Origin of the sequence: Streptomyces sp. MRC013 (genome assembly GCF_023614235.1) — a bacterium.
Lineage (GTDB): Bacteria > Actinomycetota > Actinomycetes > Streptomycetales > Streptomycetaceae > Streptomyces.
The window spans coordinates 1,700,030-1,713,400 of sequence record NZ_CP094264.1; the positions used below are offsets into that span (position 1 = coordinate 1,700,030).

12 protein-coding genes and 2 pseudogenes are annotated in these 13,371 nt (G+C 71.1%); 6 read left to right on the plus strand and 8 right to left on the minus strand.

What is annotated here, in order from left to right:
- The first annotated feature begins 52 nt into the window (after positions 1–52).
- On the plus strand, positions 53–655 hold the full coding sequence (locus LUW75_RS07535; RefSeq protein WP_250334933.1) for a nucleoside triphosphate pyrophosphatase: 603 nt from the start codon (positions 53–55) through the stop codon (positions 653–655).
- A 6-nt stretch (positions 656–661) separates the two neighbouring features.
- Here LUW75_RS07535 and LUW75_RS07540 read toward each other — a convergent pair whose 3' ends face one another.
- Entirely contained in the window at positions 662–1,129 is a 468-nt protein-coding gene (locus LUW75_RS07540; protein ID WP_250334934.1) for a hypothetical protein, read from the minus strand.
- Positions 1,130–1,481: 352 nt separating this feature from the next.
- On the opposite strand from LUW75_RS07540, the gene LUW75_RS07545 reads away from it, so the two are divergent.
- From LUW75_RS07545 to LUW75_RS24590, 3 genes are all read left to right on the plus strand, one after another.
- Positions 1,482–3,239, plus strand: a complete 1,758-nt coding sequence (locus tag LUW75_RS07545; protein ID WP_250334935.1) for an acetyl/propionyl/methylcrotonyl-CoA carboxylase subunit alpha — start codon at positions 1,482–1,484, stop codon at positions 3,237–3,239.
- A 721-nt stretch (positions 3,240–3,960) separates the two neighbouring features.
- The gene (locus tag LUW75_RS07550) at positions 3,961–4,218 is read left to right on the plus strand and encodes a hypothetical protein (RefSeq protein WP_250334936.1); all 258 of its coding nucleotides are present in this window, start codon (positions 3,961–3,963) and stop codon (positions 4,216–4,218) included.
- An 83-nt stretch (positions 4,219–4,301) separates the two neighbouring features.
- Complete coding sequence (locus LUW75_RS24590; protein WP_349816403.1) at positions 4,302–7,106, plus strand: ABC transporter ATP-binding protein; 2,805 nt, start codon at positions 4,302–4,304, stop codon at positions 7,104–7,106.
- A gap of 114 nt (positions 7,107–7,220) precedes the next feature.
- On the opposite strand, the pseudogene LUW75_RS07560 reads toward LUW75_RS24590, so the two are convergent.
- Positions 7,221–7,658: pseudogene (locus LUW75_RS07560) on the minus strand (NUDIX hydrolase); the annotation flags it as partial.
- A 79-nt stretch (positions 7,659–7,737) separates the two neighbouring features.
- Here LUW75_RS07560 and LUW75_RS07565 point away from each other — a divergent pair.
- Complete coding sequence (locus LUW75_RS07565) at positions 7,738–8,055, plus strand: hypothetical protein (RefSeq protein WP_250334937.1); 318 nt, start codon at positions 7,738–7,740, stop codon at positions 8,053–8,055.
- 158 nt (positions 8,056–8,213) lie between these two features.
- Here LUW75_RS07565 and LUW75_RS07570 read toward each other — a convergent pair whose 3' ends face one another.
- The 6 genes and pseudogenes from LUW75_RS07570 to LUW75_RS07590 form a co-directional block, all read right to left on the minus strand.
- A complete protein-coding gene (locus tag LUW75_RS07570; protein ID WP_349816461.1) occupies positions 8,214–8,963 on the minus strand; it encodes a recombinase family protein in 750 nt (249 codons plus the stop codon).
- The gene (locus LUW75_RS24915; RefSeq protein WP_462933703.1) at positions 8,860–9,363 is read right to left on the minus strand and encodes a zinc finger domain-containing protein; all 504 of its coding nucleotides are present in this window, start codon (positions 9,361–9,363) and stop codon (positions 8,860–8,862) included. The genes LUW75_RS07570 and LUW75_RS24915 overlap by 104 nt, the downstream gene beginning before the upstream one ends.
- Positions 9,335–9,892: a DUF2690 domain-containing protein gene (locus LUW75_RS07575; RefSeq protein ID WP_250334938.1), complete on the minus strand. Its 558-nt coding sequence runs from the start codon at positions 9,890–9,892 to the stop codon at positions 9,335–9,337. Before LUW75_RS07575 ends, LUW75_RS24915 begins: the two co-directional genes overlap by 29 nt.
- A gap of 327 nt (positions 9,893–10,219) precedes the next feature.
- Positions 10,220–10,943 (minus strand): annotated as a pseudogene (locus LUW75_RS24595) (DUF4158 domain-containing protein); the annotation flags it as partial.
- 97 nt (positions 10,944–11,040) lie between these two features.
- Entirely contained in the window at positions 11,041–11,856 is an 816-nt protein-coding gene (locus tag LUW75_RS07585; protein ID WP_250334939.1) for a site-specific integrase, read from the minus strand.
- Positions 11,857–11,990: 134 nt separating this feature from the next.
- Positions 11,991–12,422, minus strand: coding sequence for a hypothetical protein (locus LUW75_RS07590; protein ID WP_250334940.1), 432 nt, complete (start codon positions 12,420–12,422; stop codon positions 11,991–11,993).
- Between the two features lie 111 nt (positions 12,423–12,533).
- Between LUW75_RS07590 and LUW75_RS07595 the strand changes: the two genes are divergently transcribed.
- Entirely contained in the window at positions 12,534–13,337 is an 804-nt protein-coding gene (locus tag LUW75_RS07595) for a helix-turn-helix domain-containing protein (RefSeq protein WP_250334941.1), read from the plus strand.
- Positions 13,338–13,371 lie beyond the last annotated feature (34 nt).

Sequence of the window (13,371 nt, forward strand, 5' to 3'; positions counted from 1 at the left end):
CCGGGGCGGCGGGGGCCGGTGCCGGGGCGGCGGGGCTGCATACGATGGCGACATGACTGCCCAGCGCCGTGTCGTCCTCGCCTCCGCCTCCCCCGCCCGCCTCGGACTGCTGCGCCAGGCCGGGTTCTCCCCCGAGGTCGTCGTCAGCGGCTTCGACGAGAGCAGCGTGACCGCCCCGACCCCCGCCGAGCTGGCCCTCGCGCTCGCCGAGGCGAAGGCGTCGCTGGTGGCCGCCCGGCCCGAGGTGTCGGGCGCGCTGGTGATCGGCTGCGACTCGGTGCTGGAGCTGGACGGCAGGGCGCTGGGCAAGCCCGCCGACGCCGAGGAGGCCGTCGCCCGCTGGAAGTCCATGCGCGGCCGGGTCGGCGTCCTGCAGACCGGTCACTGCGTCCACGACACGGCGGCGAAGCGGTACGTCTCCGCGACCGCGTCCACGCTGGTGCGCTTCGGCGACCCGACGGACGAGGAGATCGCCGCGTACGTCGCCAGCGGCGAGCCGCTGAACGTGGCGGGCGCGTTCACCCTCGACGGACGCTCGGCGCCGTTCGTCGACGGCGTCGACGGCGACCCGGGCAACGTCATCGGCCTGTCGCTGCCGCTGCTGCGCCGCCTCCTGCGCCGGCTGGACGTGTCCGTCACCGACCTGTGGGCGTAGGACCCGTCACACGGCTTCCGGGGACTCCCCGGCCGGGGAGCCGGGGCCGCCGGCCCGGTCGTCCGCCCCGGGCCCGGCGGGGGGCCGCGGCCCGTGCGTGACGAGGGCGAGCACCACCAGCCCCATGACCGCCGTCATCCACGCGAAGGCCGCCCAGCCGACGGGGCCGACGGCGGCGGCGCCCAGCAGGGCGTGGGTGACCGCGCACGTGACGAGCAGGACGCGGCCCCACCGGCCGGGTGCGGCGCGCCGGACGCCCGCGCGGAGCAGTACGGCCCCGCACAGGGCCAGGTACGCGCCGAGGACGCCGCCCGCCGCCCAGGTGCCGGCGACCATCGTGTCCGGGTCGAGGCCCGCCAGGGACATCCGCTGGCTCGACTGGACGGCCGCGAGCACGCCGTGCAGCAGCACCGCGCCCACCGCCTCGGCGAGCAGCACGGCGCCCGCCGCGAGCGCCGTCGTTCTGAGGGTCATCGCGGCCACTCCCCTGCCCCTTACCGTCGGTACGGACGACAACGCGCAGGCTACTCACGGGTAAACCCCCGGACAAGGGTGGCGACGCTCCGGCAAAGAATCGTTCCGCCATTCGTAGGGACCCCACAAAGAAACGGGACACCCCGCTGGCCCCCGGAACAGCGACTCCGGCCGCGCCCCCGGGCTACTGTGCTGGCAAGAAGCCCTGTGTGCCGAGGTGACGCGAGGGGTTTCGGGTCTGAGCGGACCTCGCACCACGTTCCGTGTGGGCAACCTCACGACCGGGGAAGAGTCGAAACGTCGTGTCGGCAGTCCCTAAACTCAGCGTGTTTTGGGAATGGAGGGAGCCATCGTGCGCAAGGTGCTCATCGCCAACCGTGGCGAAATCGCTGTCCGTGTCGCCCGTGCCTGCCGGGACGCCGGGATCGCGAGCGTAGCCGTCTACGCCGATCCGGATCGGGACGCCCTGCACGTCCGTGCGGCGGACGAGGCGTTCGCCCTGGGCGGTGACACCCCGGCGGCCAGTTACCTGGACATCGCGAAGGTGCTCCGGGCGGCGAAGGACTCGGGGGCCGACGCGGTCCACCCGGGGTACGGCTTCCTGTCGGAGAACGCCGAGTTCGCCCAGGCCGTCATCGACGCCGGGCTGACCTGGATCGGCCCGCCCCCGCAGGCGATCCGGGACCTGGGCGACAAGGTGGCCGCCCGCCACATCGCCCAGCGGGCCGGGGCGCCGCTGGTGGCCGGGACGCCCGACCCGGTCTCGGGGGCCGAGGAGGTCGTGGCGTTCGCCCGGGAGCACGGGCTGCCCATCGCGATCAAGGCCGCGTTCGGCGGCGGCGGGCGCGGGCTGAAGGTGGCCCGGACCCTGGAGGAGGTCCCGGAGCTGTACGACTCCGCCGTCCGCGAGGCGGTCGCGGCCTTCGGCCGGGGCGAGTGCTTCGTGGAGCGCTACCTCGACCGGCCCCGGCACGTGGAGACGCAGTGCCTGGCCGACACCCACGGCAACGTCGTGGTGGTCTCCACCCGCGACTGCTCCCTGCAGCGCCGCCACCAGAAGCTGGTGGAGGAGGCTCCCGCGCCGTTCCTGACCGAGGAGCAGAACGCCGAGCTGTACCGGGCGTCGAAGGCCATCCTGAAGGAGGCCGGGTACGTCGGCGCCGGCACGGTGGAGTTCCTGGTCGGCAACGACGGCACGATCTCCTTCCTGGAGGTCAACACCCGGCTGCAGGTCGAGCACCCGGTCACCGAGGAGGTCACCGGCATCGACCTGGTGCGGGAGATGTTCCGCATCGCCGACGGCGAGGAGCTGGGCTACGGCGACCCGGAGATCCGCGGCCACTCCTTCGAGTTCCGCATCAACGGCGAGGACCCGGGGCGGGGCTTCCTGCCCGCGCCCGGCACCGTCACCGTCTTCGACCCGCCCACCGGCCCGGGCGTGCGCCTGGACGCGGGCGTGGAGTCCGGCAGCGTCATCGGCCCGGCCTGGGACTCGCTGCTGGCCAAGCTGGTCATCACCGGCGCCACCCGGCAGCAGGCGCTGGAGCGCGCGCGCCGCGCGCTGGCGGAGTTCCGCGTCGAGGGCATGGCCACCGCCATCCCCTTCCACCGGGCGGTCGTGGCCGACCCGGCGTTCGCCCCGCAGGAGGGCCCCTTCGCCATCCACACCCGGTGGATCGAGACGGAGTTCGTCAACGAGATCAAGCCGTTCGCCGCCCCGGCCGAAGCCGAGGAGGAGGAGACCGGCCGCGAGACGGTCGTGGTCGAGGTCGGCGGCAAGCGCCTGGAGGTGTCGCTGCCCACCTCCCTCGGCATGAGCCTGGCCCGCACCGGCCTGGCGGCCGGCGCCCGGCCCAAGCGCCGCGCGAAGAAGAAGGCCGCCTCGGCCGCCTCCGGCGACACCCTGGCCTCCCCGATGCAGGGCACCATCGTCAAGGTCGCCGTCGAGGAGGGCCAGCAGGTCGACGAGGGCGACCTGATCGTGGTCCTGGAGGCCATGAAGATGGAGCAGCCCCTCAACGCCCACCGCTCCGGCACGGTCAAGGGCCTGGCCGCCGAGGTCGGCGCCTCCGTCACCTCCGGCGCCGTGATCTGCGAGATCAAGGACTGACACCCGCCCGACGACGTCGAGGGGCCCGCCGGACGGCGGGCCCCTCACGCGTACGACGGCGTCCTGGAAGGACCGGGGAGGACCGCCGCCGACGACGACCGGGCCGACGCGCGCCGCCGCCCGCCGCAACCGCGAGCGGCTGCGGCGGGCGGCGCGCGGCCTTCGCGGAGCAGGGCACGGACGCCGCGCCGGAGGGCGTCGCGCGGTGCACCGGCGTGGGGATCGGCACGCTGCACCGCCGCCCCCCGAACCGGCACGCCCTGATGGGCGCGGTGTTCCGGAAAGGTCAGGACGCTGTCACCGGCCGCAAGGGACACGTGCCGCAGGACGAGGTCTGCGACACGCGAACCGTCCACGGTGAAATCCCGGGGCGGCACTGCCGGCGGCCCGCTGCCGGGTGCCGACGCCGCACCCTGCGGCTGGCGGCCGAGACGGGGGCGCCGGACTTTGCGGCTGACGGCCGAGACGGGAGCACCGGGCCTTCACGCCCGCGCACGCCGAGGACGGCGCCCGGTCACCCCTTCCCGCCTAATTTCCGCCAACAGTATGGGCGGTTATTGCGGCGTCATGTGCACCGTACATAGACTCCGTCGCCGTCCTGATCATTCAACTGGGGGACCCCGTGTTACTTGCTCGAAACACCATACGGTGGGGCGTGGCTGCCAGCGCCGCCCTGGCCCTTGTCGCCGCGGGGCCCGCGTGGGCTGCTTACAGGTCGGGGGTGGAGAGGAACTATTCCGAGACGAATAGCGGCGACACCGCCATCAAGACCTGCGACATGGAAGCGGACCAGAACTCGGTGGAGGCCCAGTACGTCCGTACTGGCGGTGATACCGTAAACCATCTGTGGGACCACAACGGCGCGGGCCCCGACAACTGCGTCCGGAGCGGCACCGGCAAGGCCATCAACAAGCACCGTACGTGTGAGCAGCGGTTCGCATGGCCGGACGTGTGCGGCAGCTGGGCGTACCGGCCCTGACGTCTCATGGCCATACGCGGGGCGCATCTTGTGAGCGCCCCGCGGTTTTACGTTGCTCGGATTGGGAGTAATGGATGGCGGTCGTGCGGCTGCAGGACGTGTCCCACACGGTCGCGGACCGGGTGTTGTTCGATGGTTTGAGTCTGCACGTCATGGCTGGGGAGTCAGTGGCCGTGATGGGGCCGAGCGGGAGCGGGAAGACCACGCTCCTGTCGGTTCTCTTGGGCTTGATCAAGCCCAGGAACGGCTTGGTTGAAGTTGCGGGCATGGACCTGTCGTCAATGGGGACATCCGCGAGGGCGCGCCATCGCGCCAGTCACGTTGGCATGGTTTTTCAGTTCGGTGAATTACTCCCGGAACTGACGGCGATGGAGAATGTCATGCTCGCCGCGATGCTTGCCGGCAGGAAACGTCGACGGAGTCAGAATGGCGCACGCCAACTCCTCGACGACCTCGGCATCAAGCACCCGGATGAGCCTGTGGGAACCATGTCCGGCGGGGAGCGTCAGCGCGTAGCCATCGCACGCGCCGTTGTCAACCGACCCTCACTCGTCCTTGCCGACGAGCCGACTGGTGCACTCGATGCAGCCAACCGTGACCACGTTGCCGAACTCCTTCACGCGCTCCCCGGCCAATGGGGATGTGGAGTGGTCGTCGTCACCCATGACGAGAGCGTGGCCCGGAGAGCTGACCGGGTGCTGACGTTCAGTCGAGGCCGCCTTTGGGGAAACGCCGTGATGGCCCGCCCGCTGACACGCCAACTCCTTGCCATCGGGATGGCGGCCTCAAGGGCAGGTGAAGGACACCGGTTGCGTGTGGCCGCGCTCCTGCTGGCCACCGTGGTGTGGTGTCTTGCTGTAGGGGCGGGTGCGATCGCCTACGTGACGGGGCAAACCAGCGACGAGAGGGCCCTGGCCCGCGGCCCGCGATTCACCGCCGTCCACCCCGCGGAGCGGCAAACCGCTTGGTGGAAGGAGCGAGGCGATACGGTGGGGGGGATTCAGCACCGCGTGGTGTTCGTCGAGCCCCTCGCCCCGACTGCTGAAGTACCGCCCGGTCTTAAGGCTTGGCCAGCGCCAGGTCAAGCGGTGCTGTCCCCAGCACTCGCAGAAGCCGGTGAAGCCGTTACTAGCCGCTACGGCGAAGATGCGGGGCGCATAAGCCCTGCCGGGCTGGTGTGGCCCGGTGAACGTCTCGCGTACGTACGGCCTGCGCCTTCGCGGGGTGAGTGGGCAGAAGAAGATCGAATCTCCGGTTTTGGTGGCGCCTACCGGTTTGACGACGACTGGGTGGTCGACCCAGGCGGATTCGCCGTGGTCGTAGCAGCCTTCGTCGGCCTCCCTGCGGCCGTGCTCGTCGCGGCTGCCGCGCGTGCCGGTTCGGAAAAGCGTGACGCCAGGAGTCGGGTCGTGCACGCTCTCGGCGGTACGCGCCGTCACATGATGCTGCTGGCAGTTGGTGAGACCGTCGGCCCTGTGGCAATTGGCACGGTCTTGGTAAGCGCCCTTCTCGTGCTGGCTTCCACGGCTGACATGACTGTGCCCGTTACCGGGTGGACTGTGGAATCGAGCATGGTTCGCTCCCGGTTGGGGGTGATCTTGACCGTAGTATGGCTCGCCGCGGTCTTGGTCGCCGTGTCAGCCGCCGCGGTGTCCCGCAGGAGTGACGGTCGCAGCGTTCGGGCCCCGGTGGCCCGTAAGCCGCGTCGGCGGGGGCCGGTTCTGTGCACAGTGGGCATCGTCATGGCGGTACCGATGGAGGTCGGACCACTCGCGCCGAATTACCGCACCAGCCTGCTGCAGTACGCGGCCGGTATCGGATTGGCGCTCTGGTTCCTCCCCAGCGTCGTGGCCTGGATCACGACGCGGTGGGGGAGGTGGTTGGCCGACGGCGCACGCCTACGTGCCGGCCGCCTGGTTGCCGGGCGTTGGCTGGCAGCGTACCCGGGCGTCGTGGTGAGGCTGGTGGCTGCCGTGGTGGTCGGGGTTGGACTGGTAAGCCAAGTACAGCTGTGGAGCAGCCGGGGATCGAACGACACTGCGCGCGCGCAGGCGGTTTACGACGAGTTGGGTTCGAGCGTGCTGATGGTGTCTGCGCGCACCGGGGCCGTGGACGGGCTTGACGAGTTCTCCGCCGACCTGGGCTCTTCTCGCGGAGTTTTCTCCCTGGGGGCTGATCCAGCGGAAAACGTCGTACTGACCGGATCGTGCCGAGCCTGGACCCTGGTGAGTCAGCGGTGTCCCATCGGTAAGGAACGGTGGAACGCGTCGACAAGTGATGCCAGGTTGGCAGCGGTGGCCAAGTGGGGGGCCGGCCACCAATCTCTCGTCATGGCGTCGGGGAGACCGGCGGCGCATGACGAAGTGCTGCGCTTGGTCGTCGTTTCCTCGATGACCGATCGTGATGCCGCGGGAGACATCAAGCGGGCGGCATATCGGCATCTGGGAATGGCTCCGTACTCCACCGTGATCGCCGGCAGTCATGTCGACGGAGCACTACGTTACGGCGTGATTACCCAGTGGACGCTCGTCTTGGGTGCGGTGGGCGTGGTGGTGCTGGCGCTGGCTGCGGCCGTGGCCGCCCTCGATGCATTTGCTGTGGTAGCGGGCCGAATGGTGCCGATCAGCGTGTTGTCCGGAGAAAAGAGCGTCTTCCGAACCACTGCCTGGTGGTACCTGAGTGTGCCATTCGGGCTGGCAGGTGTACTGGCTGTCGCGGTCGCGTCGGTGCTCGGCTACCCCATGGTGGCCAAGGGCGGTGCAGTGTGGTCCGGAGGATTCACTTGGGGGGTTGCAGTGGGCACGCTCGCATTGGGCGCAGTCGTGGGCGCAGTGGGAGCACGATTGGTAGCGGCGCGGGCGCGTGCTGGGCTGCCCTCGGGGGACTGAGAGCCTGTTGGGTGGCCGGTTGATCGCCGGTCTTGGGACTGGTGGGCTCGCATGTTGAGGTGTCGCGTATTCGGCGCGCGGTTGGCGGCTTGATTGCTGACTGTTGCCGGTAGCGGTGGTCCAGCGCGGGTCGATGCGGCCCGGCCAAGCGTCTTGATCGTCGGCCAGCGGTTTCTTCAGAGGAAGTGAGAGGAACCGGCAGGCGAAGGTGGGGTCAGCGTCGTCTCCGTCGCCGTGGACGTGGTGCTCCCAGTCATTGGCGGTGTCTGCGGATGCCTGGAGGGGGAAGAAGCCGGTTCGTCGTGGCTGTCCCGTGTCGGGGTGAGGCTTGTCCTCAACAGCGATCTGCCGGACCATTGTGGCTGTGAGCAGACCGGTTTCCTCGGCGACCTCTCGAAGAACCGCTTCTTCCGGTCCTTCACCTGATTTGGCTCCTCCCGCAGGGACCTGGGTGCCGGCCTCCGGCATACCGATGTGGTCGAACACCAGCAGCTCGGGGACGGCGCGATGCCGGATCACGTATGCAGCGACACGGATTCTGGGTCGGGTCATTCCGGCATTGCCCGTCATCGGCGCCGTTATCGCCGCCGTGGCCACATCCGTCGCCGTTTTCGCTGGAACCGCGCTTGCCGTGGCGCCCAGTGCCTCGGCCGACAGTTGTAACGGGTGCAACCACCCGAGGGTCTGCTTCTACCAGACCCAGCCCGACTGGACCATCGGCATGGCCGACGCCGCGTACCAGGACGTCACGGCCTCCTACCAGACCCTCAGTTCCAGGGCCCGCGGTGCCGACCGGGTGTACAACTCCCGCAACGACGACCGTGCGATGCTCCGCTTCACCAACGGCGGCAGCACGTACTACAAGTGCCTCCCGCCCAACGGAACCATCCAGTTCTCGTCGGCTTCCACCGTCACAGGAATCAGGATCGACACGGCGTCCGCCTGCTGATCCCGCCGGTACGAACACATCAGCTCTACGGTTGACCGATCGAGGCAGACGCGAGGGTGCGTGCCAGGTTCGGTACGCGTCCTGGTGTGTCAGCCCTTGGCGGTTATCAAAAGATGAGCGCCGATCCCGCCGGTAGCTGGTCTTGAGGGAGCGTTTCGTCAACGTGTCGCCGCAGCCTCTGCCCTGGTACGGGGTTCGGGAAGCGCGCCGCCAAACTGGAAGGCGGCGAAGTCGGCGTGGGCCTGCTCGACGGTTTTCGGGTACGCCTCGCACTTGGCGTGCTCGGCCAGCGCCCGGTAGATACTGGCGACGGAGGGGTTCTGACCCTTGCGCTTGCCGGTGGGGACGATCAGGTCGGGCTGGATCTGCTCGACGGACTCGCCGCCCGCGCGGCGCCGCAGCACGGTGTGGAGCATGTCGTCGGTGATGACCGGCGGCCGGTCGCCGTGCCTGCCCTTGCGGGCGGCGGCGTCGAGCCCTTCGAGCGTCGACTCGCGGATGTTCTCCCGCCCGGTCCTTGCCATCGCGGCGAAGAACGCGAACAGCAGCTTGCCGGGGCCGGTGGGGTCGTAGATGCCGAGCAGGGGTCCGACGAACATCTCCAGGACCAGGCCGTGGGCGGTGAGGTGGTCGGCGAGCGCGGTGAACTCGGCGGCGTCGCGGCCGAGGCGCTTCATCTCGTAGACGGTGAAGACGACCCGGCAGCGCGAGGCGTGACCCTTGACATCCCGCGCCGTACGGAGGGCCTCCTCGAACCGGGGGCGGACCCGTACCCGGGTGCTGATCTTCTCGCTGAGGATCTTGTCACGGGGGATGCCGTGCTTGGCGAGCGCGTCGAGCTGGGAGTCGAGTTCCTGGCCGAGAATCGAGCAGTGGGCGTAGCCGATGTGGATGTCCGCGCTCGGCAGGTCTGGGTCGGTCGGCGCTGGCGGCGGGGTGCCCGGTCGCCACGACCGGCCCGGGCTGCGGTCGGCGGGAGGGCACCCGCAGTGCCTTCTTCAGTCGGGGCACCATGGTGAAGCGGCGAGGGTGGTAGGTGGAGGCGACCGCGCCGCCGTGCGAGCGGCAGGGCGAGCCGGGCTGGGCGTCACACTTCGGACAGGCCTGCTGTTCGACGTCGTCGGCGTCCGATCGGTCGTTCGGGGACGGCTGTCGAGGGTCCGTCGTGGATTCGGCGGGACCAAAGTGTCCCGCCTCGCTCGGGGACAGCGGGGCAACCTGGCCGGAGTCGGAACCTATCTCAGGTCGCACACCTGGTCCCGCTGACGCGCTTCCCGGGTCACCGCCACGCCGTCGCCTCGGTTGCATGGATACAGTAGTGCTCGTAGGTGCTCTTGCCACCGGTCTTGGGCACCGCACAGGCGGTGACCTGGAACTCGCCGTCACCCACGCTCACCATGCTGGTGAACTTGTCGTCTCCGTACTCGATCTGGGCAGTGCGCTTGGCTCCCCCTGTGGCCTCTACTGTGACCAGATCCCCCGGGCTCCCGCGTTCGACGCGCGCCCATACCGCCTGGCAGTCCTCGCTGTAGCGGAGCTGGAGAAGGGCCGGGTTGCCGACGGCGGGCTTGTAGGTACGTGCATCTTCGCCGCATCCCTGGTTCTGAGGGTTCTTCCCCTCGCAGGCTTCACCCGGACAGGTCGGTTCGTCGAGGAAGCCCTTCATCAGGTGATCTCCGAGAGGGGTCACGAAGGCAGCTGCCACGGCACCGACGACCGCCACGGCGTAGGCCAGTGTTGTCGCGCTGTTGCGCCTGTTCCGCCCACCGCGTGTGGGCGGTGGTGACTCGGGTTCGGGGGAGGTTGCGGAGTTGTCGCTGGTGTCGTTCGTCGTCATGGGAACCAACCTTGGTGCGCTGACTGGGAGAGCCAGAATCCACCTCCGTTCCCGTAGGGAATAGGCTCACGTCCGAGGCGCGGGAGGCGTAGAAGGCGCGTAGACCGCCTCCTCACGCGCCCCTCGCTCAGCCAACGACAACACCGCGGACCGAGCAACGGGGGCTCGGTCGGAGGCCCGGCCGCCTGGCCCCGCAATCGGGCGTCCGCACCCGGCGCGCCGGCGCCGATCGCCGTTTACGGCCCACTCGCCCTGGCCGTCGTCGTCATCGTCGGGGTGGACGGTGTCCAGGCCGCGCAGCGGACGCAGCCCGTCGACCGGCTGGGAGGCGGCGATCTCGTCCACCCGCTGGAGCGCGTTCTTCATCGCGGTGCCCGTGGTCCGCGTCGGCGGCCGACGCAGCTGCTCCGGGTACGGGTACCGCTTGCCCTCCGGCGCCTTCGACAGCGCCACCAGATCGCCCGGCAACGCCGCATCCGCCCGTCGGGCTGCTTTCGCGACCGCGGTGTGCAGCCGCTTCTCCGCGAGTGTCCGGACCTCCGCCACCTGCCGTGCGAGGACCGAGGCTCCGGGCAGCGGGACCCGGTTCCCGCGCAGCCAGCCCACCGCGTGGTCGAACGACGCCTTCGGCCCCTCCGCATGCGCCGTCCACGCCCGCCCGTGCGTGAACGCCCCAAACGTCCGGCCCCGTCCGTGATCCTTGAACTGGTGGTAGCCGTACGCGTCCCGGATCTCCCACGCGTGCTCGTACGCGGTCTTCAGCCGCTCCGTGTAATCCCTGCGCACGGGACGTCCTCGATCCCCGGCTGCTCGGCCAGGTGATCCACCACCGGCCACGGCACGGCAAGCGGGTCCTCCGGGAACAGCCCGACGTACCGGACTGTGCAGATCTGAAGGGCGGAGCCGAGACGGTTGTGATCCCCGCGCCGCTTCGCGATCAGCTTCCGGTCCTCGTCGGCCAGGAAGAACCGCTCCGGCTCGGACCTCGTCGGCTCCTCGGCGAACCCCCGTGCGCCTCAGCCTGACCGTCGTCCAAAAGCCCCACGGCCACGCGCGGAACGCAGCCAGGCCCTGACAGTGGTCGTGGATCTTCCGTTGAAGATCCACACCAGGTCGGTCGTGCGTGCCGGGCGGTCAAGACCACGTGCTCAGCGCCAGCGGCTGTACCGATGGCTCCCAGGACCGGTTGCGCTGCGACGAGGTCCCCGGCGGTCGTGGTCCGGGCAGCCCGGCGGAACGGGGCGTCCGCCACGCGCACGAGGTGGTGGCCGCACAGGGCAGCACCGAGCCGGGCCCCTCACCGACCGGGGCCGGTCAGGGGGTCGAGGAGCATCGACCTCGAAACGTGCGCTTGGCCCTCCGGCGCCCGATGCTGCGGACAACGGGGCCGCTTCACCCTCCCGGACCGCTCTGAACCGCAGCGCACGGTGACCGAGCGGTCGTCGGAACACCATTGCCGGAGTGGTCTCGCCGTCGCCCGGCCCGCACAGCGCGAGGACGGCGGCGTGCCGCTCGGCGATGAACCCGAAGGGCTCGACTCCCCCGTCCCCGTAGCCGAGCCACAGCTTGCGCCGGCCTTCGGCGAACGCCCGCGGGATCCCGCGGGCCCGGTCCACGGTGACGTCGAGCGCGGCCGCGATCCGCCGCCGGGTCGCACCCGGCTCCAGGGCCTCCCGCCCACCGGCGCGGACGATCTCCAGCGGGTCGTGTCCGGCCGCGCGGACGATCTCCAGCGGGTCGTGTCCGGCCGCGCGGACGGCGGTGGCGAAGCCGCGGCGCAGGGAGTGCCCGGACCAGTGGCCGGACAGGGCGGCGGCGACGGCCGGGCGCTCGACGACTTCGGCGGCGGCCCCCGCGGTCATCCGCCCGGCCGGGTCCCCGATCGGCTCCACGATCCCGGTGCGCTCGTTGCGGCGGGTCGTCGGCGGGGCGATGCGGTCCCAGCGGTCGACGCGGACGAACACGGGCCCTGTGTGTCCGGCGGCCGCGAGGACGGCCGGATGGGCGCGCGGGACCCGGACGGCGAGGCCCTCGCCGGCCGCCTCCCCGCCCCGGCCCCGCGCGGCGTGAGGCCTGAGCCGGCGGGCACCCCGCCCGCTCAGCCCGCGGCCGCCGCCCGGCGCAGCCCGGCCCACTCCAGTACCGCGTAGACCGCCACGACCAGCGCGCCGATCAGCATGAACACCACCCCGAACCCGGAGAGCGGCACCACGTCGCCGAACGCGACGGCGGCACAGGCGGCGGCCGAGGCCCCGTTGACCGCGACGACGGCCCGGACGAGCGGGGGCGGGAGGACCGGGCGGCGGGCGATCCACAGGAGCGCGGCCGCCCCGCAGAGTTGGAAGACCCCGAACGCGACCGAGAACGCCACCGGCATGCCCGTGGCCGACCCGAGCGGCCCGGCGGCGGCCACCAGCGCGGCGCCCGTCACCGCGGTGCTCGCACCGTCCACGCGCAGCACCGTCCGCAGGAACCGGTCCGGGCCCGCCGGGTGCGGGGCCGTGGCGCGTACAGGCAGGGGGTGCGTCATCTCGGGTCTCCTCCTCGGGCGGCGGTGGCCCCACCGTGCCACGCGGCGGGTCGCGGACTCCATGACCTCCCGGGTCATGGACCCGGCGCGGCCGGTGCGTACGGTGGAGCCGTGAGGACCGACGACACGCCCGGTGCGGGGCGGTTGCTGCGCGAGTGGCGGTTGCGCCGGAAGCTCAGCCAGCTCGACCTGGCCCTGAGGGCGGAGACGTCCACGCGGCACCTGTCCTGCGTGGAGACCGGCCGCGCCCGTCCCAGCCGGGAGATGCTGCTCCGGCTCGCCGAGCACCTGGAGGTGCCGCTGCGCGACCGCAACGGCCTGCTGCTGGCGGCCGGTTACGCCCCCGCCTACCGGGAGAGTCCGCTGGACGGCGGGCGGATGGCGATGGCCCGCGCGGCGCTGAGGACGATGTTGCTGCGCCACGAGCCCTACCCGGCCGCCGCCGTGGACGGCGTGTGGAACGTCGTCGACCGCAACCGCGCGATGTCCGTCCTGCTCGGCTCCGTACCGGCGCACCTGACGGAGTCGGGCGGCAACGTGATGCGCCTGATCCTCCACCCGGACGGCCTGGCCCCGCGGTGCGTGAACTTCGCGGAGGTCCGCGCGCACGCGCTGGGCCGCCTGCGCCACCAGGTCGCCGCCACCGGCCGCCCCGAGCTGCGGGAGCTGTACGAGGAGGTGTCCGCGTACCCGCCGCCGCCCGGCCCGGAGCCGGCACCGGAGCCGGTCGACCCGGTGGGGATCGCGGTGCCGCTGCGCGTCCGCACGCCGTACGGGGTGATGTCCTTCTTCAGCGTGATCGCCACGTTCGGCGCGCCCGCGGACGTGACGCTCTCCGAACTGGCCGTGGAGACGTTCTTCCCGGTGGACGAGGAGACCGAGGACCGCCTGCGCGCCTTCGCGGCCGACCGGTGACCGGCCGCTCGCGGCGCCCCGGCCCCCGCGCCCC